This is a genomic window from Flavobacterium sp. N2820 (assembly GCF_025947285.1).
Lineage (GTDB): Bacteria > Bacteroidota > Bacteroidia > Flavobacteriales > Flavobacteriaceae > Flavobacterium.
The window spans coordinates 1,679,696-1,701,339 of record NZ_CP110008.1 but is presented as its reverse complement, the minus strand read 5'-3'; the positions used below and the strand labels follow the sequence as shown (position 1 = coordinate 1,701,339).

General features: G+C 32.1%; 25 protein-coding genes and 1 tRNA gene. 12 read left to right on the top strand and 14 right to left on the bottom strand.

The features are described from left to right. Positions 1-116 precede the first annotated feature (116 nt). On the bottom strand, positions 117-1,238 hold the full coding sequence (locus tag OLM52_RS08310; protein ID WP_264548072.1) for a DUF4105 domain-containing protein: 1,122 nt from the start codon (positions 1,236-1,238) through the stop codon (positions 117-119). A gap of 46 nt (positions 1,239-1,284) precedes the next feature. Continuing rightward, complete coding sequence (locus OLM52_RS08305; RefSeq protein ID WP_264550531.1) at positions 1,285-2,274, bottom strand: PorV/PorQ family protein; 990 nt, start codon at positions 2,272-2,274, stop codon at positions 1,285-1,287. Positions 2,275-2,485: 211 nt separating this feature from the next. Here OLM52_RS08305 and OLM52_RS08300 point away from each other — a divergent pair, with 211 nt between their 5' ends. Both OLM52_RS08300 and OLM52_RS08295 read left to right on the top strand, forming a co-directional pair. Further along, entirely contained in the window at positions 2,486-3,229 is a 744-nt protein-coding gene (locus OLM52_RS08300; protein WP_264548071.1) for a CDP-alcohol phosphatidyltransferase family protein, read from the top strand. Further along, the gene (locus OLM52_RS08295) at positions 3,229-4,080 is read left to right on the top strand and encodes a glycoside hydrolase family 25 protein (RefSeq protein WP_264548070.1); all 852 of its coding nucleotides are present in this window, start codon (positions 3,229-3,231) and stop codon (positions 4,078-4,080) included. Before OLM52_RS08300 ends, OLM52_RS08295 begins: the two co-directional genes overlap by 1 nt. A 176-nt stretch (positions 4,081-4,256) precedes the next feature. Here the strand turns inward: OLM52_RS08295 and lptB are convergent, their stop codons facing one another. The 4 genes from lptB to OLM52_RS08275 form a co-directional block, all read right to left on the bottom strand. Next, positions 4,257-5,054, bottom strand: coding sequence for an LPS export ABC transporter ATP-binding protein (gene lptB / locus OLM52_RS08290; protein WP_264548069.1), 798 nt, complete (start codon positions 5,052-5,054; stop codon positions 4,257-4,259). A gap of 121 nt (positions 5,055-5,175) precedes the next feature. Continuing rightward, a complete protein-coding gene (locus OLM52_RS08285; protein WP_153207643.1) occupies positions 5,176-5,526 on the bottom strand; it encodes a carboxymuconolactone decarboxylase family protein in 351 nt (116 codons plus the stop codon). A gap of 3 nt (positions 5,527-5,529) precedes the next feature. Next, complete coding sequence (gene tatC, locus OLM52_RS08280) at positions 5,530-6,351, bottom strand: twin-arginine translocase subunit TatC (protein ID WP_264548068.1); 822 nt, start codon at positions 6,349-6,351, stop codon at positions 5,530-5,532. Beyond that, the gene (locus OLM52_RS08275) at positions 6,351-7,316 is read right to left on the bottom strand and encodes a KpsF/GutQ family sugar-phosphate isomerase (protein ID WP_264548067.1); all 966 of its coding nucleotides are present in this window, start codon (positions 7,314-7,316) and stop codon (positions 6,351-6,353) included. The genes tatC and OLM52_RS08275 overlap by 1 nt, the downstream gene beginning before the upstream one ends. Before the next feature lie 85 nt (positions 7,317-7,401). Here OLM52_RS08275 and recQ point away from each other — a divergent pair, with 85 nt between their 5' ends. Further along, on the top strand, positions 7,402-9,597 hold the full coding sequence (gene recQ, locus OLM52_RS08270) for a DNA helicase RecQ (protein ID WP_264548066.1): 2,196 nt from the start codon (positions 7,402-7,404) through the stop codon (positions 9,595-9,597). 59 nt (positions 9,598-9,656) lie between these two features. Continuing rightward, positions 9,657-10,163, top strand: a complete 507-nt coding sequence (locus OLM52_RS08265; protein WP_264548065.1) for a hypothetical protein — start codon at positions 9,657-9,659, stop codon at positions 10,161-10,163. Between the two features lie 8 nt (positions 10,164-10,171). Here OLM52_RS08265 and OLM52_RS08260 read toward each other — a convergent pair whose 3' ends face one another. Continuing rightward, on the bottom strand, positions 10,172-10,534 hold the full coding sequence (locus OLM52_RS08260) for a DUF983 domain-containing protein (protein WP_264548064.1): 363 nt from the start codon (positions 10,532-10,534) through the stop codon (positions 10,172-10,174). Between the two features lie 65 nt (positions 10,535-10,599). Here OLM52_RS08260 and OLM52_RS08255 point away from each other — a divergent pair, with 65 nt between their 5' ends. After that, positions 10,600-11,481 (top strand): AraC family transcriptional regulator, encoded by an 882-nt coding sequence (locus OLM52_RS08255; protein WP_264548063.1) that lies wholly within the window; start codon positions 10,600-10,602, stop codon positions 11,479-11,481. Here the strand turns inward: OLM52_RS08255 and OLM52_RS08250 are convergent. Further along, on the bottom strand, positions 11,478-11,714 hold the full coding sequence (locus OLM52_RS08250) for a hypothetical protein (RefSeq protein WP_264548062.1): 237 nt from the start codon (positions 11,712-11,714) through the stop codon (positions 11,478-11,480). The two genes, OLM52_RS08255 and OLM52_RS08250, sit on opposite strands and share 4 nt — an antisense overlap. Before the next feature lie 86 nt (positions 11,715-11,800). Between OLM52_RS08250 and OLM52_RS08245 the strand changes: the two genes are divergently transcribed. Continuing rightward, positions 11,801-13,366: an NAD(P)/FAD-dependent oxidoreductase gene (locus OLM52_RS08245; RefSeq protein WP_264548061.1), complete on the top strand. Its 1,566-nt coding sequence runs from the start codon at positions 11,801-11,803 to the stop codon at positions 13,364-13,366. Positions 13,367-13,368: 2 nt separating this feature from the next. Here OLM52_RS08245 and OLM52_RS08240 read toward each other — a convergent pair whose 3' ends face one another. Together OLM52_RS08240 and OLM52_RS08235 are read right to left on the bottom strand one after the other, a co-directional pair. Beyond that, complete coding sequence (locus tag OLM52_RS08240) at positions 13,369-14,250, bottom strand: phospholipase A (RefSeq protein ID WP_264548060.1); 882 nt, start codon at positions 14,248-14,250, stop codon at positions 13,369-13,371. 101 nt (positions 14,251-14,351) lie between these two features. Next, positions 14,352-14,798 (bottom strand): cold shock domain-containing protein, encoded by a 447-nt coding sequence (locus tag OLM52_RS08235; RefSeq protein WP_264548059.1) that lies wholly within the window; start codon positions 14,796-14,798, stop codon positions 14,352-14,354. Positions 14,799-15,096: 298 nt separating this feature from the next. Here OLM52_RS08235 and idi point away from each other — a divergent pair, with 298 nt between their 5' ends. The 6 genes from idi to OLM52_RS08205 all read left to right on the top strand — a co-directional run bounded on the left by idi (position 15,097) and on the right by OLM52_RS08205 (position 18,081). Beyond that, positions 15,097-15,624, top strand: a complete 528-nt coding sequence (gene idi / locus OLM52_RS08230; RefSeq protein WP_264548058.1) for an isopentenyl-diphosphate Delta-isomerase — start codon at positions 15,097-15,099, stop codon at positions 15,622-15,624. 72 nt (positions 15,625-15,696) lie between these two features. Continuing rightward, positions 15,697-16,107, top strand: a complete 411-nt coding sequence (locus OLM52_RS08225; RefSeq protein ID WP_264548057.1) for a 6-pyruvoyl trahydropterin synthase family protein — start codon at positions 15,697-15,699, stop codon at positions 16,105-16,107. Between the two features lie 2 nt (positions 16,108-16,109). Continuing rightward, complete coding sequence (locus tag OLM52_RS08220) at positions 16,110-16,562, top strand: peroxiredoxin (protein WP_264548056.1); 453 nt, start codon at positions 16,110-16,112, stop codon at positions 16,560-16,562. 75 nt (positions 16,563-16,637) lie between these two features. Then, complete coding sequence (locus OLM52_RS08215; RefSeq protein ID WP_264550530.1) at positions 16,638-17,603, top strand: type I phosphomannose isomerase catalytic subunit; 966 nt, start codon at positions 16,638-16,640, stop codon at positions 17,601-17,603. A gap of 57 nt (positions 17,604-17,660) precedes the next feature. After that, positions 17,661-17,930, top strand: a complete 270-nt coding sequence (locus tag OLM52_RS08210) for a hypothetical protein (RefSeq protein ID WP_262318776.1) — start codon at positions 17,661-17,663, stop codon at positions 17,928-17,930. A gap of 77 nt (positions 17,931-18,007) precedes the next feature. Further along, a tRNA-Thr gene (locus tag OLM52_RS08205) sits at positions 18,008-18,081 on the top strand. A 105-nt stretch (positions 18,082-18,186) separates the two neighbouring features. On the opposite strand, the gene OLM52_RS08200 is transcribed toward OLM52_RS08205, so the two are convergent. The 4 genes from OLM52_RS08200 to OLM52_RS08185 form a co-directional block, all read right to left on the bottom strand. Beyond that, positions 18,187-18,906 (bottom strand): DUF4369 domain-containing protein, encoded by a 720-nt coding sequence (locus OLM52_RS08200; protein WP_264548055.1) that lies wholly within the window; start codon positions 18,904-18,906, stop codon positions 18,187-18,189. 165 nt (positions 18,907-19,071) lie between these two features. Further along, complete coding sequence (locus tag OLM52_RS08195; RefSeq protein WP_264548054.1) at positions 19,072-20,934, bottom strand: peptidase M61; 1,863 nt, start codon at positions 20,932-20,934, stop codon at positions 19,072-19,074. Between the two features lie 53 nt (positions 20,935-20,987). Continuing rightward, positions 20,988-21,227 carry a TIGR03643 family protein gene (locus OLM52_RS08190; protein WP_413614426.1) on the bottom strand — a complete coding sequence of 80 codons (240 nt, stop codon included), beginning with the start codon at positions 21,225-21,227 and terminating at the stop codon, positions 20,988-20,990. Between the two features lie 81 nt (positions 21,228-21,308). After that, a complete protein-coding gene (locus OLM52_RS08185; RefSeq protein WP_264548053.1) occupies positions 21,309-21,590 on the bottom strand; it encodes a TIGR03643 family protein in 282 nt (93 codons plus the stop codon). Positions 21,591-21,644: the final 54 nt, after the last annotated feature.

Here is a 21,644-nt window from a genome sequence, read left to right as displayed (position 1 = left end):
TGTGCAGTATTCAGTTTACAGTGATCAGTGTTTCGTAGTCAGTTTTAGGAAATACATGATGAAAAATCAAGTGATAAAAATTTATTTACCCAGCGTTTCGCCTCAGAGAATCCGTTTTATCCGCGAACTATATTACATTTTTTATTCTGTAAAACAATTTTTGCTATCCAGTAAAAATGTAATACGATAAAAGGCCACACAATTTCTAAATGTATTTTGTTTAACATATAAACAAAATATGCTAGTAGAAACCCAAGACAAATTTTTCCAAAAAGCACAATTTTTGCACAATTACCTTTCCAATAATACCATGTAAAAAATAACACTAAAGGATTGAATAATAGAATGTTATAATTCCATAATATTTCTTCATGTAGCGAGTATAATCCTACTAAAGAAAAGAAAACTCCTAATAATCCAGCAAAGATAAAATAACTAATTTTTAGCCACTTTTTACCTAAAATAACTAAAAGTAAAAGCGCTCCAATTAAAGAATAAATCGAATTTAACCAATTGAATGGAAGATCCGTTTTTCTAGCTTCTAAGATGGTTTTGTTTGATTGTTCAATACCGCTTCCGTTTACTTTTGTATCCGAAATTGCTTTTTTGAATTCATAAGGTAAAAATAGGCGAGTAGCAGGTTCATCTACTTTTGCACCAAAAATCAATTGAATGCCTAATTTCATATAAAAATCAGTCATGTAGGGATACAAGATTTCTCTATACGATTGATTTGTTGTGGCCGATTTTATGTATTCACTGCCTAATGTGCTATTGATTTTATCCACAACCATTGTAGTACAATTTCTATCAATAAATTTATAGGTATAGAATCGATCATCACTATAAACAGAGGCATTTAGTTGCTGAAACAATTGATTGATTTGTGTCGAAGAAAGTGCCAGATTTTGTTCGATAATTTCACGATTTTCAGCTTGATAATTGTAGTAAAAATCGATATAACTTCCATTTGTTACAAAATATTGTAAATCACCTTTTATAAATTTCCCGATGAAGTTAGGGGTATTAAAATCAAACGCGCCATAATTGTAAACTACATCAATTTGTTGGGCTGTATCCTGAATTCGAATTCCCGTATGTCCATACATTGCATATGATTCTGGTCCAGTGCCACAGGTTAAAATACTTACTTTCGCTTGGTTTGAAAGGGATATATTTTGGGAAAATCCATGAAAAGAAATTAAAATAAGTAGCGTGAAAAGTAGTTTTTTTATCATTTTATTTAAAGTCTTTCTTCTAGTTTCTTTGCTCTTTTTTCTTAAATTATCTAAACAATTCCCAATCTACTTTTATCGAAAAAATATTCGAATACAAAGCGGCACTTTGATCACCTAAGTCGGTTAGTGCATAATCAACATGAATTCCTTTATATTTGAATCCGATACCAATATTGGGTTGAAAGCTCAGTTTTTTAGAATCGTCTATTTGGGTAATTTGTTGAAAATTTCCAACTCCACCTCGCAAATAAACTAAATTTATATAACCAAATTCAAATCCTAAAGCAGGGTCAATACTCACTGTATTGGTAGAAATAATATCGTTTGTTCTGGCAAATTGCATGTTTAAATTAGCTGCAGCAACTAAACTATAATCGTAGCGAATAATCCACTTTTTAGACATACCCAATTGCGCTTTTGGTAAGGTAATTTCGCTCGTTTCTGGCAATTCTTGATTTTCACCGGGTACGGCATCTGCAATTTCCTGGTATTTTTCTTCGTCGATTGTCCACGTATTGTATGTAGTTGTAATATCTCTAATCATTAACCCAAATTTCCAATCTTCGTCTTCGCTGATATATTGGATTCCTAAATCCAATCCAAATCCCCACGAATTAGCAAAATCACCTATAACTCTTCGAATTACCTTGGCATTCACGCCATAATTTAATCCTTCGATGGGTAAACTTCTCGCATAGGAAACGGTTAAACCGTAATCGGCGGTTGAAAATAATGAAATTCTGTTGTAATCTATATTTCCTTCGCTGTCAATTAGTTGTGTGGTATTTAAAATGTCATCTACTCCAAAACGAATTAACGAAATTCCAACGGCACTTCGGTTGTCAATTGGCATCGCAAAAGCAGCATAATCATATTGGGCAATATTTGCAAAATAACTCGCATGCATTAACGAAAATTGTTTGTCTTCTAATTTTAGTAAACCTGCAGGATTCCAGTAGCCCGAATTTACATCACTCGTATGAGAAACTACTGCATTAGACATTCCCAAAGCAGCAGCATCCACCCCAATATTCATAAACTCATTCGAGTATTTTCGAACTGTTTGCGCATAGTTTAGGGCAGTTATTCCAACGAATAGAATTAAAAAGATCTTTTTCAATGCCAAATTTTTTACAAAGATGAAATAAATTTCTCAAATACTAAACTCTAAAAGTATTAACTTATTGTATTACATTTGCTGTAAATTAGTAACGTTGCTTCTTTTGACCATTTTTAAACGTATTTGTATGCAAATTAAAAAACACATTCCAAACACCATTACTTTATTAAACCTTGCAAGTGGCTTATTAGCAATTATTGCTATTTTTAAAGGGTATTATGATGAAGCTTTTATCTTTGTTAGCTTAGGTATCTTTTTTGATTTTTGGGACGGTTTTTTTGCTAGAAAGTTTAACGTTTCAGGCGAATTAGGTTTGCAATTGGATTCTCTTGCCGATGTGGTTACTAGTGGTGTTGTGCCAGGATTAATGCTTTTTAAATTGTTCCAAGATATTCAAGAAGATGATACGTCTAAATATTTTTTGACAGAAGAGTTTTACTACATGGGATTTGTGCCTTATTTGGGCTTCATAGTCACGCTAGCTTCTGCTTATCGTTTAGCAAAATTTAATATAGACACGCGTCAAACAGATTCTTTTATTGGGTTACCTACACCTGCAAATGCATTATTGATTATGAGTATTCCGATGATTCAATATGCGGGAACACATGAATGGTTGGTTGATGCTTTGTACAATCCGTTTGTTTTACTTGGAATCGCTATATTAAGTGCTTATATGTTGAATGCAGAAATTCCTTTATTTTCATTAAAAATGAAAGATTTTAGTTGGGAAAAAAATAAGCTACAAGTGCTCTTTTTAGTATTATCGGTTGTTTTATTGTTTGTATTAGGATTTACAGCTTTGCCTATAATAATTTTACTTTATGTTGCGTTATCGGTTATAAACAATACTGTTTTGGCTAAAAAATAATGGCACAACCAATTCGAAGAAAAAGAACTGTTAAGAAAAGTAAACCCCGTTTTTTTGGAAAGTGGTTTTTGGTTGTTTTTTCTTTTTTTCTGATACTAATTATTGCGATTAGTATTTATAAATTTCGAGATGGATTTCTGTATTATTTAGGTTTTAAAACCGATAAATATGCCAACGAATTATCTGCCGATGAACGAAAATTAGCCGATATCAGAATCTACGAAGTACTTCATAAACACGATAATAAAGCCATTGGTTTTGATGTTTCAGAATATCAAAGCGAAATCGATTGGGAGCAAACCTACCATATTGATGAAGCGTTTGAACTATCGTTTGTTTTTATTCGTTCCACCGCTGGAAAAGATAAAATTGATTCCAAATTTAAAGAGAATTGGAAAGCTGCAAAAGAGCGTCAATTGATTCGAGGTGCTTATCATTATTATCGTCCCAACGAAAATTCGATTGAACAAGCCGAAAATTTTATCAAAACCGTAAGATTGCAAAAAGGTGATTTGCCTCCTGTTCTAGACATTGAAAAATTACCCAAATCACAATCGATTGATAGCTTAAAAGTTGGTTTACGACGTTGGTTAAATAAAGTTGAAAAGCATTACAAAGTAAAACCCATCATTTATTCGGGAGAAAGTTATTATACCGATTTCTTAAAAGAAGAATTTTCAGAATATCCACTTTGGATTGCCAATTATAATTTTTGGCGAAATGATTTAGAATCTGATTGGCAGTTTTGGCAATTCACCGAAAAAGCTCAGATCGAAGGAATTAAAGGAATGGTGGATGTCAATATTTTTAATGGCGATAAGAATAAATTGCTGTTGAAGTGTATTCGATGATTTTTAACCACAAGGAACACAAGGAAGGCACAAAGAGCACTAATTTTTTAGAAGCATATAGCTACAATAGATTTACTTTGTGTTGATAGTCGTTTCACTTTGCATGAATCACATTAAACTATACCCTTAGTTTATTTTGCTGTCAGTAATTTTTGAAACGGTAATAAACAAAAAAACTACTCTTTGTTTGAGTTTAATTCTCCTTTTCCGTGAATGATAGTTGTTTTAGGTGCTTCGAAGTCAATTTTAGTTTTACGCAATTCGAAGTTTTGTCCAAGATAAACACGTCTTACCATTTCGTCTGCTACTAATTCTTCTGGTTTTCCGGCTTTTAGAATACCACCTTCAAACATTAAGTAGGTTTTATCGGTAATTGCTAATGTTTCTTGTACGTTGTGGTCTGTAATTAAAATTCCGATGTTTTTATTTTTTAATTGCGCTACAATTCGTTGAATATCTTCTACTGCTACAGGGTCAACGCCTGCAAAAGGTTCGTCCAAAAGAATGAATTTTGGATCAGTTGCTAAAGCACGTGCAATTTCGGTACGACGACGTTCTCCACCTGAAAGTAAATCTCCACGATTGGTACGAATATGTTCTAAAGCAAACTCAGCAATTAATTCTTCCATTTTAGCTTCTTGTGCTTCTTTTGAAAGGGTAGTTAATTGTAGTACGCTCAATATGTTATCTTCGATACTTAGTTTTCTAAAAACAGAAGCTTCTTGCGCCAAATAACCAATTCCGTTTTGTGCACGTTTATACATTGGATAATTGGTGATGTCCATATCATCCAGATAAATATTGCCGCTATTTGGTTTTACTAAACCTACAATCATGTAGAACGAAGTGGTTTTTCCGGCACCATTTGGACCTAATAAACCTACGATTTCCCCTTGATTTACTTCAACGGAAATTCCTTTTACTACACTTCTTTTTTTATAGGTTTTAACTAAATTTTCTGCTCTTAATTTCATTTTGGTAATGTGTCAATTAGTCAATTCGGCAATGAGCCAATTTTTTGTAAAAGTATAAATTTTATTTAATGCTAAAACTTACTTTAATTTTGTTTTAACTTATACTGATTACTGTTACTGATTACTGAACACTTTCTTCAAGTGCTTCCCAAAATTCGTATGCTCGTCTTAAATGAGGTATTACAATGGTTCCGCCCACTAAAGTAGCAATTCCCATACTTTCCATCATTTCTTCTTTTGTAACGCCATTTTTGTAAGCGGTTTCTAAATGATATTTAATGCAATCGTCACAACGCAATACAGCAGAAGCTACTAATCCTAGAAGTTCTTTAGTTTTTACATCTAAAGCACCTTCCATGTAAGCATTTGTATCTACATTGAAAATTCTTTTGATGACTTTGTTGTTATCGGCTAATAATTTTTCGTTCATTTTTGAACGGTAATCATTGAATTCTTTTACTAAATCTGACATAGTTTATGCTTTTAATTTTTCTTTTTCTTGATTTTTAACCACAATTGCACTGATTAAAATGCTGACTTCATATAAAATCATAATAGGAATGGTTACAATTACCTGGCTAATCACATCGGGTGGTGTTATAATTGCAGCAACTATCAAAACAATCACCAAAGTGTATTTTCGGTATTTTCTTAAAAACGTTGGATTTACTAAACCAATTTTTGTTAAGAAATAAATTATGATGGGCAATTCAAATAATAAACCACTTGCTATAGCTGAAGTTTTCATTAAGCTAACGTAGGAGTCGATATCAATAGCATTACTGATTTCTGGACTTAGAATATAACTAGCAAAAAATTGAACCGATAAAGGTGCAATTAAATAATAGCCAAATAAAACACCTACAAAAAATAATATTGATGAAACAATGATGAACGAAATGGCATATTTTTTTTCATTATCATATAAAGCAGGACTGATGAATTTCCAAATTTCCCACAATACAAAAGGAAAAGAGAGTATAAATCCAACGGTAATAGACGTCCACATATGCATTGAAAATTGTCCTCCCATTTCTCTGTTTTGGATAGGAAGATTGATTTCGGTAATACACATCGTGTCTGCCATATCAAATTGTTTACCCAATTCACAGAAAAATTGATAGGTTACAAAATCGGGACTTTTTGGTCCAAAAATAATTTCACTAAAAATAAAATCACTGAAGAAAAAAGCCACAACGGCGCAAACTAAAATAGCAATTGTGCTTCGGACTAATAACCAACGTAATTCTTCGAGATGATCTAAAAACGACATCTCTTTTATGTTTTTTTTCGCCATTATACGATGCCTTCTTTTAAAATGTCGTGTAAATGTAAAATTCCTTTGTATTCATTATTATCAATTACAACTAATTGGGTAATGGAGTTGTTTTCTAAAATATCCAATGCTTCCGAAACCAAAATACTCGAGTTGATGTTTTTTGGATTTTTCGTCATAATATCTTGTGCTGTTACATCGGCAAAAGTATCTCGGTTGTTCAGCATTCTACGAATATCTCCATCGGTTACAATACCAATTACTTGATTATTTTCGATTACTGCAGTTACTCCTAAACGTTTTTCAGAAATCTCCATAATTACTTTTTTGATGGAAGCATCTGGAGTTACCATTGGTTTGTGTGTAGTATCTAACATATCTTTTACACGAAGTAATAATTTTTTACCTAAAGCACCACCTGGATGATACACTGCAAAATCATCACTTTTAAAATTACGCAATTCCATTAAACAAACTGCTAAAGCATCTCCAAGTACCAATTGAGCTGTTGTACTATTTGTAGGTGCTAAGTTATTAGGACAAGCTTCACTTTCAACATAAGCATGCAAAATATAATGGGATTCTTTTCCTAAGAAAGAGTTTTTGTCCGCTGTCATTCCAATTAAAGTATTGCCAAAACGTTTTAGTAATGGTGCTAGTACTTTTATTTCTGGACTGTTTCCACTTTTTGATATACAAATTACAATATCTTCGGGTTGTACCATTCCTAAATCGCCATGAACAGCCTCAGCAGCATGTAAAAACATAGAAGGTGTTCCAGTTGAATTTAAAGTGGCAACAATCTTTTGAGCGATTAATGCGCTTTTTCCAATTCCGGTTACCACCAATCTTCCTTTGGTATTGTATATTTCGGTAACACTTTTTGCAAAGTCATCGTCCAAGTAATTTACTAGGTTTTCAATGCTTTTACTTTCAGATAAAAGTGTTTTTTTTGCGGTTGCTAAAATGGTTTCAATTGTGCTCAAAATAGAAATATTAAAAAATTTGTGTGTATTAAAGAAAATCGTATCTTTATGTTTGCAAATTTAGGTAAAATCATATTAATAGAGAATGAATCCACACGAAATTGATTTACATAAAGAATTAAAGAAATATTTTGGTTTTAACCAATTCAAAGGTCTTCAAGAACAAGTAGTTAAGAGTATCATCACAGGCAATAATACCTTTGTGATTATGCCTACTGGTGGCGGAAAATCATTGTGTTATCAATTGCCAGCGTTGGTATTAGAAGGAACTGCAATCGTAGTTTCGCCGCTTATTGCTTTAATGAAAAACCAAGTTGATGCCATTCGAAGCTTAAGTTCGGAGTATGGTATTGCTCATGTATTGAACTCTTCTTTAAATAAAACCGAAGTAAATCAAGTTAAAAAAGACATCACTTCGGGTATTACAAAACTGTTATATGTAGCACCGGAATCGCTTACAAAAGAAGAATATATTCATTTCTTACAATCGGTAAAGGTTTCTTTTGTAGCTATTGACGAGGCACATTGTATTTCTGAATGGGGACATGATTTTAGACCCGAATATAGAAATTTAAGAAATATTGTGCGTCAGTTAGGCGACGTTCCTATGATTGGATTAACAGCAACGGCAACGCCAAAAGTGCAAGAAGATATCTTGAAAAACTTGGATATGCCAAATGCAAATACATTCAAGGCTTCATTTAATCGTCCTAATTTATATTACGAAGTACGTACAAAAACTAAAAATATAGAATCGGATATTATTCGATTTATCAAACAACATAAAGGAAAATCAGGTGTTATTTATTGTTTAAGTCGTAAAAAAGTGGAAGAAATTGCACAAGTTTTACAAGTAAACGGAATTAGCGCTGTGCCTTATCATGCGGGATTAGATGCAAAAACGCGTGCCAAACACCAAGACATGTTTCTAATGGAAGATGTGGAAGTTGTTGTAGCAACTATTGCTTTCGGTATGGGAATTGATAAACCCGATGTGCGTTTTGTAATTCACCATGATATTCCAAAGTCATTAGAAAGTTATTATCAAGAAACGGGTCGTGCTGGTCGTGATGGGGGAGAAGGTCATTGTTTAGCGTATTATTCATATAAAGACATTGAAAAGTTAGAAAAATTTCTTTCTGGAAAACCAGTTGCTGAGCAAGAAATTGGATTTGCGTTGTTGCAAGAAGTTGTTGCTTATGCTGAAACTTCAATGTCACGTCGTAAATTTCTATTGCACTATTTTGGTGAAGAATTTGATGATGTTACAGGTGATGGAGCTGATATGGATGACAATGTTCGTAACCCAAAATCTAAAGTAGAAGCCCAAGATCAAGTGGTTACTTTGTTGAAAGTGGTGCGAGATACAAAGCAATTATTCAAATCTAAAGAAGTGATTTTTGCTTTAGTGGGCAAAATCAATGCGGTGATAAAAGCTCAGAAAATAGATACACATCCTTATTTTGGCAGTGGCTCAAAATTTGATGAAAAATATTGGATGGCATTAATTCGTCAAGTATTAGTAGATGGGTTATTGTCAAAAGATATCGAAACCTATGGAGTTTTAAAATTAGCGCCAAAAGGTGAGGCATTTATTAAAAAACCAACTTCGTTTATGATGTCGGAAGACCATGAATACAATGAAGAAGAAGATGAAGCTATTGTAACGGCTGCAAAATCTACAGGTGTTGCTGATGAGGCTTTGATGGGAATGTTGCGTGATTTGCGTAAAAAAGTAGCCAAAAAACTTGGAATTCCACCGTTTGTAGTGTTTCAAGATCCTTCGTTGGAAGATATGGCTTTGAAATATCCAATTACAATTGATGAATTAAGCAATGTGCATGGAGTAGGTGAAGGAAAAGCTAAAAAATACGGAAAAGAGTTTGTTGATCTAATTGCGCGCTACGTAGAAGATAACGATATTATTCGTCCTGATGATTTGGTGGTTAAATCTACTGGAGCAAATTCGGGATTAAAATTATATATCATCCAAAATGTTGACCGAAAATTAGCCTTAGATGATATTTCGAAAGCAAAAGGGTTATCCATGGACGATTTGTTAAAAGAAATGGAACAAATTGTGTATTCGGGAACTAAATTAAACATTAGTTATTGGATTGACGAAATTTTAGACGAAGACCAACAAGAGGAAATTCATGAGTATTTCATGGATTCAGAATCGGATAATATTAAAGATGCACTAAAAGAATTTGATGGCGATTACGATATTGAAGAACTTCGTTTGATGCGAATTAAATTTATTAGTGAAGTGGCAAATTAAGTTTGTTAATTTACATAAAGAAATCCTCAATGAAAGTTGAGGATTTTAATTTTAAAATTATGAAACAATTATTTTTTTTGTTTTTTATCATCTTGGTTGGTTGTAAATCAACTCAAATAAAAATGCCTGTTGATAATGCGTTTCTTTCGGCAGAAAGGATTGAGATTTGGTCTTATCCTAACAGAGAAATTTGGCATAGAGAAGGAGTAGATAATACGGGTGCTTTAAAAGAGTTGAAAATTGAAAATGGAAAAGTAAATATTGAAAAGAATAATATTAAAGAAAAAATTATTTTATCAAAAGAACAGATAGAGAAAACATATCAAACCCTATATGACAATAAAATTTGTGATTATGAGTCTATAGCTACATGTTATCAGCCTAGACATTTAATCGTTTTTTTTAATTCTGAAGATGAGGTTTTTAATGTTTTGGAAATTTGTCTTAGTTGTACTCAAATACAGTCCATAAATAAATTTAATTATCCAGATTTATGTGATAAAAAAATGGATAAATTAGAAGGAGTGTTCAAGTCTTTCGGAATAAAGTATTTTGATGAAAAGTAATAATGTTTCTACACCGAATAATTCTTAAATATATAAATCCAAATTAATCGTGAAAGTTTGAGATTTACGATGGCAAGACTAAGGATAACTAAGCCAATAATTGGAAAAATGCGTAAGTCAAAAGTTTCATCAAAAAAAGGGGCAACAATAAAGTAAGTAGCTAAAGCTTCAGCACAACCAAGGCCATAGTTTACAAACATAGCACCAAAAAAATAACCAGGTTCTTTTTCGAATTTTGTATTACAATTTCGACAATATTCATTCATCATTGGGAACCCAAAACCAAAATTAATTAATCCATTTTTAAAAACTTTTCCTTTTTCGCAATTTGGGCAATTATTTTTAAAAATGTTTATTAGTGTGTTTTTCATTGAAATTAATTTCAGCAAAGATAATTTAACTTTTACCTTTTAAGATTTTGTATCTTCGCTAAAACATGTACAAAAAAGACATTAGCATGGATCATCCTGTATACGAAATTAAAAATTTTGATCGAAATATTTTAAATAGTCTATATGTAAACTCATTAAAAAAACATTTGTTTAAGCACCATTTTATAGAAACGATGCACCGTCATAATTTTTATTTATTGGTTTTGTTTACAAGTGGAAATGGCGAGCATGTTATTGATTTTGATAAATTTACAATTTGTTCAGGGAGTTTGTTTTTTATGCAACCAGGGCAAATTCATTCATGGAAACTTTCTCAAGATGTTGAAGGATACATTGTTTTTTGTTCGAAAGAGATTTTTAATCTGTATTTTAAGACTAAAAAGATAGAAGAATATTCTTATTTTCAATCGTTTAAAAATAGCCCAGAATTACTTCTTTCCAATCAACAAATGAATCAAATTATACCTTATTTTGAGTTACTGATTCAAGAATATGATTTGAATTTAATGTATAAAAACGATAAAATGCTCAATCTTTTGGATACTATTTTTATCGAAATCACTAGATTATATTCGGCTGTTAATACAATTAATCAACCTGTTTATAATTACAAATTGAAACAGTTTGAAACAGAATTAGAAGCTTATTTCAAAACAGAAAAATCACCTTCGTTTTATGCGGGTAAATTGGCGATTACCTTAAAACACTTAAATAGAATTACAAAATCTATTTTAAATAAAACGGTAACAGAATTGATTACACAGCGATTGTTATTAGAAAGTAAGCGCTTAATGGTTGAACGAAACCTGAACACTAGTCAAATTTCTTATGCTTTAGGGTTTTCAAGTCCAAGCTACTTCATGAAATTATTTAAAAAACACACTGGAGAAACCACAAAAGATTTTATTAATAGACTTAAAAACTAACTTAAATAAACCTCACCTCGATGGGGTTTTAATGCATCTCTAAAAGTTATCATGTCTTTTTCTTCAACTACTATGTAAGCAATGGCATGCATTTCATTGACAACTTCAAATCCTGTTTTTTCTAAAGTAATATTCTCTTTCTCTAAATATTCGTTTAGATGAATGTCGTGGTGTTCTGCTGTTTTTGCGGCGGCTTCTCCTCTAAAATCCCAAATTAACTTTATTTTTCGCATTGTATAAGTTTCGATGGTACAAAGTTACAAAGTCAATTTTCAAATTACTATTTTTGCAACTGAATAATCTTAAATTCATTTTTAAAATGCCACGCGAATTTCAATTTCAAGTTTCACCAGAAGTAGCTGCAAACGAAAGTTTGTTAGCCCAACATGTTGCTAAGTTATTTCAGGTCAGTCCAAAAGAAATTCAAAAAGTGGTGGTTTTAAAACGTTCTATCGATGCGCGTCAAAAAGCTATAAAAATGAACATTAAAGCAAATGTTTATTTGATTGGCGAAGACTATGTTGCTTCTAAAATCGAATTACCCGATTATCCAAATGTAGCTAACAAACAAGAAGTAATTGTTGTTGGTGCAGGCCCAGCTGGATTATTTGCTGCTTTGCAACTAATCGAACTAGGTTTGAAGCCCATCGTTTTAGAACGAGGAAAAGATGTGCGTGGTCGTCGTCGCGATTTAAAAGCAATTAATGTAGATGGAATTGTAAATGAAGATTCTAATTATTGTTTTGGTGAAGGTGGTGCTGGAACTTATTCCGATGGAAAGTTATATACGCGTTCTAAAAAACGTGGCGATGTGGATCGAATTTTAGAACTTTTAGTAGGTTTTGGAGCCACACCTGATATTTTGGTAGAAGCGCATCCACACATTGGAACCAATAAATTACCACAGATAATTCAAGACATCAGAGAAAAAATCCTCGCTTGTGGCGGTCAAGTACTATTTGAAACTCGAGTAACTGATTTTGTAGTAAAAAATAACGAAATGCAAGGTGTTGTTATTCAAAATGGGGATATTATTTCAGCAAATAAAGTCATTTTAGCTACCGGACATTCGGCTCGTGATATTTTCGAGTTACTGCATAAAAAAAATATTCTTATCGAGGCCAAACCTTTCGCTTTAGGCGTTCGAGCAGAACATCCACAGGAATTAATTGACCAAATTCAATATTCGTGCGATTTTAGAGGTGATTATTTGCCTCCAGCACCCTATTCAATTGTAAAACAAGTCAATGGTCGTGGAATGTATTCGTTTTGTATGTGTCCTGGAGGTGTAATTGCGCCTTGTGCTACTGCTCCGGGCGAAGTAGTTACGAATGGTTGGTCGCCTTCAAAACGTGATCAAGCGACGGCAAATTCTGGAATTGTAGTCGAATTAAAATTGGAGGATTTTAAACCGTATGAAAAATTTGGCCCGTTAGCCGGAATGGAATTTCAAAAAGCTATTGAACAAAAAGCATGGTATTTAGCTGGACAAACTCAAAAAGTTCCAGCACAACGCATGGTTGATTTTACGCAAAATAAAATTTCGGCGGCTATTCCAAAAACATCGTATGTTCCCGGAACTACTTCGGTGGAAATGGGACAAGTTTTTCCTGGATTTTTAGCTCAAATTATGCGAGAAGGTTTTGTTCAATTTGGAAAATCAATGAAAGGCTACATGACTAATGAAGCTATTTTACACGCTCCAGAAAGTAGAACGTCATCACCCGTGCGCATTCCCAGAGATAATTTTTCATTGGAACACATTCAAATTAAAGGATTGTATCCTTGCGGTGAAGGAGCTGGTTTTGCTGGAGGCATTATTTCTGCAGCAATAGATGGTGAGAAATGTGCCTTAAAAATTGCTGAAAGTTTACAAGTTGTTTAAGATTACCAATCTGCAAAAGAAATTCCGACTCCCAATGTAGTTTGTCTGTGATTATAATCAATCATGGTTTCTCCATACCCTTCAAACACTTGGACTTGACCCCGTAAATGTCCTTTTATTGGGAAAACATAATTCAATTGAATACTTCCGCCTTCAAAACTAGAAAATGGGTGAGTGATAATAGTATAAAATTGATGTTTGTTGTATGTATATGCTACATTTAGTTCTCCATTTCCAATGTATTTGGTTATTTTAGGATTTTCATCTTCATCATCTGCTAATCGTATCCAAGGGTTTAATGTGATGATCCAATTGTCTATTTCATATCCTGTATGAAAAATAATTCGGTTCCAACTTCTGGAAGTAGGTAGGTTTTTTCCATTTGACTGATGGTTAAAGGAGGCTCCGATTGATTTGAATTGTCCGCCAAGAAAATTAATTTGTAATGGATATTTAAAAATAAGTTCGGGTTCGTAATTTAATTCTCTAAATGCTCTAGAAATTTCGGTATTGTAAATTTGCCAATGTGCTTTTTGTGTATATCCTATCCAAATATCTCCTTTTCCCCATAATAAGTCTTGGATTACTTTTGTTTTAAAACTCAATTGAAATTTTGCTTCTATATTATTATAAGGGTTACTTTCGGATGCTGAATAATCTGGATTTTCGCTTTTTGGTAATTTATTTGGGTTGCTTGAAATTCTACCTGCTGTCAAATAAATGGGTTTGTATGACATAAGTCTAAAAGTTCCTTTTTTTACAGCATCATTCAATTCCCATCTTTGTGAATAGGTTTTTACTATTATTGTAGTGTCCTTCATTTTTTCTTGGCCATATACTAAGACAAATGATGTTAAAAAAAGCAACAATGAGAATTTATACATGTTTAATTTTATTTAGCGTATGGAAATTTACAAATAAAAGTCGTTTTAAAACACAAAAATCACAGCTTTCACTGTGATTTTGTTTATATATCTTACAAGAATTATATTTTTTTAACTCTAACGGCATTCATTCCTTTAGCTCCTTTTTCTAATTCATAGGTTACTAAGTTTCCTTCTTTTACATCGTCTAAAAGACCACTGATGTGAACGAAATATTTTTCACCTGTTTCAATTTCTTTAATGAAACCAAAACCTTTAGATTCGTTGAAAAAATCAATTGTTCCTCTTCTATCTACAGGTGCTTCTTCAGCAGCTGTTCTTCTAGAAGTATTGATTTCAATGCTTTCTACGTCTACAATGATTTTTTTAGAAGGATCTGGCGGTGTGTTTGTTAAGTGTCCATTTTCATCGACATACACATAGATATCCTCTCCCGATAATTTTGGATTTGCTTTGCGAGCTTCCTTTTTTTCTTGTTTTTCTTTCTTTTTCTTAGCTCTAAGTTTCTCTTGTTCTTTTTTGTTAAAAGTTTCCTGTGGTCTAGCCATTAAATGTAAACGTAATTAAATTAATATTATTTAAAAGTATAAGGATAAAAACACACAAGCTAAATAAACAAAAATGTATAAAGTACTTTGAGTCAAAGTTTTGCAAGAAGAAATTATTATCATTACCAATGATACAAAAGTAGTCAAAATATTTTATATTTTTTCATTTTAGTGATTTCTTTTCCCATTTACTTTTAAAAAGGGATTGTAATTCAACAGACGTTAAACTTTTCACAAACAAAAAAACAGCGCTTTAGTCCTAACTTTTTTCGTATTTTTGACAAGTATATTAAAAGCTATGAAAGAAGAACAAGTGATATTGGTAAACGAAAATGATGAGCCAATTGGACTGATGAATAAGATGGAAGCGCATGAAAAAGCAGTTTTACACAGAGCGTTTTCTGTTTTTATTTTAAACGATAAGAATGAAGTTATGTTGCAACAACGCGCTCATCATAAATATCATTCGCCGTTATTGTGGACCAATACTTGTTGTAGCCATCAAAGAGCTGGAGAAACAAATATTGAAGCTGGAAAACGTCGTTTGTTTGAGGAAATGGGTTTTGAGGCAGATTTAAAAGAATTGTTTCATTTTATATACAAAGCACCTTTTGATAATGGTTTAACCGAACACGAATTAGACCACGTTATGATTGGTTATTATAACGACAAGCCTATCATTAATGTCGACGAAGTGGAAAGTTGGAAATGGATGAAAATTGAGTCAATTAAAGAGGATATGATTCAAAATCCAGCTTTGTACACCGTTTGGTTTAAAATTATTTTCGACCAATTTTATCACTATCTAGAAGATCATAAAATTTAAGAATAAAGAATTTAGATTTAAGATTTCAGAATACTTCAGCAATCAAAAAACATTAATCAATAATCAAATCCCATGATAGTAACTGTTTCAAGAAAAGCCCATTTTAACGCCGCACATCGATTGTATCGAAAAGATTGGACTATGGAAAAAAATCAGGAAGTATTTGGTAAATGCAACAATCCAAATTTTCATGGTCATAATTACGAATTAATTGTATCAGTTACGGGTGAAGTTGATCAAGAAACAGGATATGTTATTGATACTAAAATTTTGTCTGATTTGATTAAAGAGCATATTGAAGAAGCTTTTGATCATAAAAATTTAAATGAAGATGTTCCTGAATTTGCGGCTTTGAACCCAACAGCCGAACATATAGCATACATTATTTGGAATAAACTTCGTGTTTTAATAGCACCAGATAAAGTCTTAGAAATTACATTATATGAAACGCCGAGAAACTTTGTAACGTATAAAGGAAATTAAACATGTCAATTCAAATAGGTGATAAATTGCCTCATTTTACAGCAGTTAAACAAGACGGAACAGCTTTCGATAGTCATTTTGTACAACACAAACCTGTTGTGATTTATTTTTATCCAAAAGACAATACGCCAGGTTGTACTACGCAAGCGTGTAGTTTTAGAGACGCCTATCAAGATTTCCAGGATTTGGGTGCAGAAGTTATAGGTGTAAGTGGTGATTCGGTTAGTTCGCATCAAAATTTTCAACAAAAGCATCGTTTGCCTTTTATTTTACTTTCGGATACAGATAGAAAACTACGCAAGTTATTTGGAGTTCCAACGGCGCTTTTTGGACTAGTTCCTGGTAGAGTTACCTATGTATTTGACGCTACAGGAAAAGCAATTTATATTTTTGATAATATGAGTGCTAAAAACCACATTACAAAAGCGTTAACTGCAATTAAAAATTCGAAATAAAGTATTTTATTGTAAAAACTAAGCGAATCAATTTTAGTAATTGGTTAGTTTTTTGCATCTTTGTAATTCACCATTCTGAACATGAAGTTTTATCCTTTAACCTTTATCCCTATTCTGAAAGACCGCATTTGGGGCGGAACCAAGTTAAAATCTTATCTAAACAAGCCAATCGTTTCTGAAACTACTGGTGAAAGTTGGGAGATTTCAACGGTTCCTGGGGATGTTAGTATAGTTGCAACTGGTGTTTTTGAAGGAAAAAACATTAATGAAATTATTGATTTATATCCACTAGAAATTTTAGGAAAATCTGTAATTGCTCGTTTTGGAAAACAATTCCCATTATTGTTTAAATTTATTGATGCTAAAGAAGATTTGTCGATACAGTTGCATCCCAATGACGAATTAGCAAAAGAACGCCATAATTCATTTGGAAAAACTGAAATGTGGTATGTAATGCAAGCCGACGAAGCAGCTCGTTTAGTAGTAGGTTTTAAAAATGATTCCAATCCGGAAGAATATTTAGAAAAATTAGAAAGCAAGAATTTAGTCTCTTTATTAAATGAATATCCCGTAAAAAAAGGCGATGTTTTCTTTTTAGAAACTGGTACTATTCATGCAATTGGAGCAGGAGTTGTAGTTGCAGAAATTCAGCAGACCAGTGATGTTACTTATCGAATTTACGATTGGGATAGAGTTGATGCTAACGGAATAGGAAGAGAACTGCATACCGAGTTAGCCTTGGAAGCCATTAATTACAATACTACTGATTCAAAAATTGAATATTCTGAATTACCAAATCATTCTTCGTCTGTGGTGGATTGTTCTTATTTTAAAACGAATATTATTGCCCTACAAGATTGTTTTCTGTGGAAAAAATCCAAAGACGCTTTTACTGTTTTTATGTGTACCAATGGACAATTTGAATTGGTTTTAAATGGTGAAATTATGCGTTATCAAATGGGTGATACGATTTTGATTCCTGCAATTATAGATCATTTAACACTCAAAGGAAAAGCTACTTTATTAGAAATTTCGATATAATTTGCTGAGAACAAAATATATTATGTAATTTTGTACCAAATTTTAAATTTATAAAAAATGGCAAGCGTTAAAAACTTGAAAAAAGAAATCAATTACGTTTATGGTGATATCTTAAACATTGTATATGTTTGGGAAATGACTAACGGTGGAAGACCAACGGAAGCTTCTGAAAAATTAGAGGACGAAATCTACGAAACTTTTGATTCTTTAATGACGAAAGCAAATCAAAGAGATGTTGAAAATAAAAAAGCACATTTCAAACAAATTCGTAAAGAATACGAAGCGGCTGCTAATCAATTTGTTGCAAAAATAAACGAATTAAATTAAAAAAATCAATAAAAAAAGTGCAAAAAATATTTGGAAATTAAAAATTCACCCTTATATTTGCACTCGAAATTTGAGTTGCCAGCGTAGCTCAGCTGGCTAGAGCAGCTGATTTGTAATCAGCAGGTCGTGGGTTCGAGTCCCTCCGCCGGCTCAAATTAAAACCATCACTTAACAGTGATGGTTTTTTCGTTTTTAGGAGTTTTAGTAAACAAAAAACCACAACTTATTTGTTGTGGTTTCTAGTAATATTACTTTATTATTTTTCAGTAGCTTTTCTTTCTTTTACATATTCGGTAAGCATCTTACCATATTTTGATTTAGCTACATCGGGTTTCATACTTTTTTGAATAGTATCCAAATAGGGCATATTGATGTTTGCAATTTCAGAAAGCGCTAAATAAGGCGCTATGGCTGCATCTCCATGTGTGGTTGCAAAATGTGCCGTGTATCTGTATTTTCTCTTTAAAAGCTTCTCGTAGGCTGCTTCAATACTATCTGTAGATGATGGATTTGGTTTTAATTCGTTTTGTAAACGTTTTTCCATTAAAACTAAATTTTCGTCATTAAATCGGTCGTTGATTTTTTTGAATTCCATCCATAAATCATGGTTTTTTGAACCTTTAACTTTTGCATCAGCAAAAAAATGTTTTAAAGTAGTTTCAATGGTAATGTTTCCTGGTTCAGCAAAAAATGCTAAACTGTTGTCAATAGAATTGGTTTTTCCTCTATCTAAAAAAAGATATAACATTTCTGGACTATCTAATTTAACGTGACTTTCAAATTTAGAATCGCCATTAATTAGTATACTGTCAATAATTACTAAAGTAGTATCTTCTATTTTTTGTAAATATAATTTTCCTTGGCTTAAACCATCAACATTTACTGTAATGTGAACGTTTGCATCTTCAACGGTTTCTTTCTTTTCGCAAGAAATAAAAGATATAACTGTAAGCAACGCTAAAACTATTTTCTTCATTTTGAAATTTTTATTTTGAGTTCGCAAAGTAAATAAAAAAATCCTCAAAATACTATGTACTTTGAGGATTCTATTTCAATTTCAAGAACAAATTTAATTTCTAAATTTAATTTCAAGTTCTAAAGTAATCAAAATTCAAAAATCATTATTCTTTAATCTTCAATTTTAACCTCTTAACCAAGCTTCACGAATAGTTTTTTTAGAGTCGTCTGTTGATTGATAGCCATCTTGTTTTTCTTTAGGCATTACAATTTTTCCTTTCACTGTTTGCTCTTTTCCGTCTCTTTTGATTTTTACAGTAATAGCTTCACCATCTTTCCAGTTCATACTAGCCATAATCATATCGTAGATATTGTCAAGATTATAGGCTGTTTCATTAATGGCAAGAATTTTATCATTATTTTTTAATCCTAAAGTAGTCATAAAAGAATTCAATTCAATTTCAGGTAAAATCATGATTTCTTTTGTATTTGGATCAACTGTAATATAAGGTTGAGTTTGTCCTTTTAAGAATGGATTTCCTGCTACTTCAATTGTTGTTTCAGACACACCCATTTTTGCAAAATATTGTTCGTATGGAATTGGCGTTTCTCCAGCAACATGTTTGTTTAAAAATTCTCCTACCGCAGGATAGGTTAATGCTGTAATTTTTCCGAATAATTCTTCGTCTTTGAATGCTTTTGTAGTTCCATATTCTTTAGATAATTCTTGCATCAGATTTAAAATTCCTTTTTTACCGTTGCTATTTTCTCTAATAATGATATCCATACACATAGCAATTAATGCCCCTTTTTGGTATACATTTAAATATTGCTCTTTGTAAGGTGGGTTTAATACGTTTTTACTCATTTTAGTAAAACTCATATTGTCATTCATTTGGCGCGATTGTGCAATTTTACCTGCCATTCTTTCATAGAAAGCTGCCTCGTCAATTAAACCTTGGTTTACTTGGAATAAATTTGCAAAATATTCTGTTACTCCTTCATACATCCATAAATGTTCAGACATTTCAGGTTTGTTGAAATCAAAATTTTGGATTTCGTTTGAATGAATGGTTAAAGGGGTTACAATATGAAAAAACTCGTGTGAAACTACATCTTTCAATTGTTCTTGTAACATTTCTAATCCCATTACTTCAGGCATTACAACTACTGTTGAAGTTGGGTGTTCTAGTGCACCAAATCCTTTTGCATCTTTAGCAGCTACATCTGATAAATAAAGTAAAATTGCATATTTTTTTGTTGAGTCGATTGGGCCTAAAAATCGTTTTTGTGCCTTCATCATCGTTTCCATGTTTGGCGTAATTTGTTTTGCCGTATATTTTCCTGTTGGAGAATACACACTGATGATGATTTCCATGTCATCAACCATAAATGAAGTATAATCTGGTTTTGAATACATGATTGGCATTTCTACCAAACTAGCATATTTTGGCATTACAAAAACATCAGAAGTATCACTATTATCTGCGTCAATCATTGCAGATACGCCTAATAAATTAGCAGGATGTTTCACTGTTAATTTGTATGGAGTTTCTTCTTTTCCTTTGAAATATCCGATAAAACCGTGTGTATTTAGCATGAAATTTACACCTGCATTAATGTTTGTTCCTGATGGAGAAAATATGTCTTCGCTCTCACCAAATCCAGCACCACCTTCGGTATCGAAAGAGTCATTTACTAAATAAGTAATTTTAGCCAATTTTGTTGCTTCTGAAATGGTATATGAATTTTCATCTGTTTTAGCCACTTTAAGCACATTTCCTTTAGCATCAAATGCTTTTACTTGTTCTACAAAACGACCGTAATCATCTTCAGAGTAAGTACCAGGAACCGTTTTTGGAATGTGAAACGAAGTCGTTTCTGTTGTGAAAGTTGGGGTTTTAATGGTTACCATTACTTTGTCGTCTTTTACATTGACTAAATCAATAGTAACATCAACTTCGTTTTTTGTTGAGGTTACATTTTGGGTTGAAGTACAACTCCAAAGAAAACTCACCATTGCTAGTGAAAGAATTATTTTTTTCATTTTAATCTTAGTTTATTAACATAAGTATGTAAAATGAATAAAATGTTACAATTTTATCGTTTAGATATTTTGTTGTGAGTTATTTGTCTTTGTAATTTGCATTTGAATCGGTCGATTCCATTTGTTCTAAGTTTCGCATGCTTGGTTGTTCTTCTTTGAACCCGTTTGCGCCAGATTCTAAAGCTAGAAGTTTTCATTTCGCAACACATAATTTCAAATGTTTCTTGTTCAGAAATACCAAATTGAAATGTTATTGCTTCAAAAGGGGGTCGGTCTTCCCAAGTCATTTCAATTATTAGGTCGACCTGAATTTCGTTAAACTTTTTTTCTAAAAAAATTGAAAAAAAAACTCTTGCTGAACAAGAGTTGAAAATTTAATCAAATTTATTTTTAAAGTAATATTTACTATCTAAATCATCGTCTTCCAATTCGTTGTATTTAATTGGTTTAGGTTTAGGTTTAGTTGCTGTAACTTTCTTTTTCCAAAGTTCAAAATTGTCTTTAGATAAACGTTTTCGCATCAATTCAGTCACTTCGTTTTCTGACACGCCAAATTCTTCTTTTAAAACTTCAAAAGGTTTTTTTTCCTCTTGGGCCATCGCAACAACTCTATTTAGGGTTTCGTTGTCGAATTCTGAAATTTTCTTCTTTTTCATTAGTTTAAACACTTTTTTTCATCGGTAACAAATGGAATCACTTTTTATTCTTTG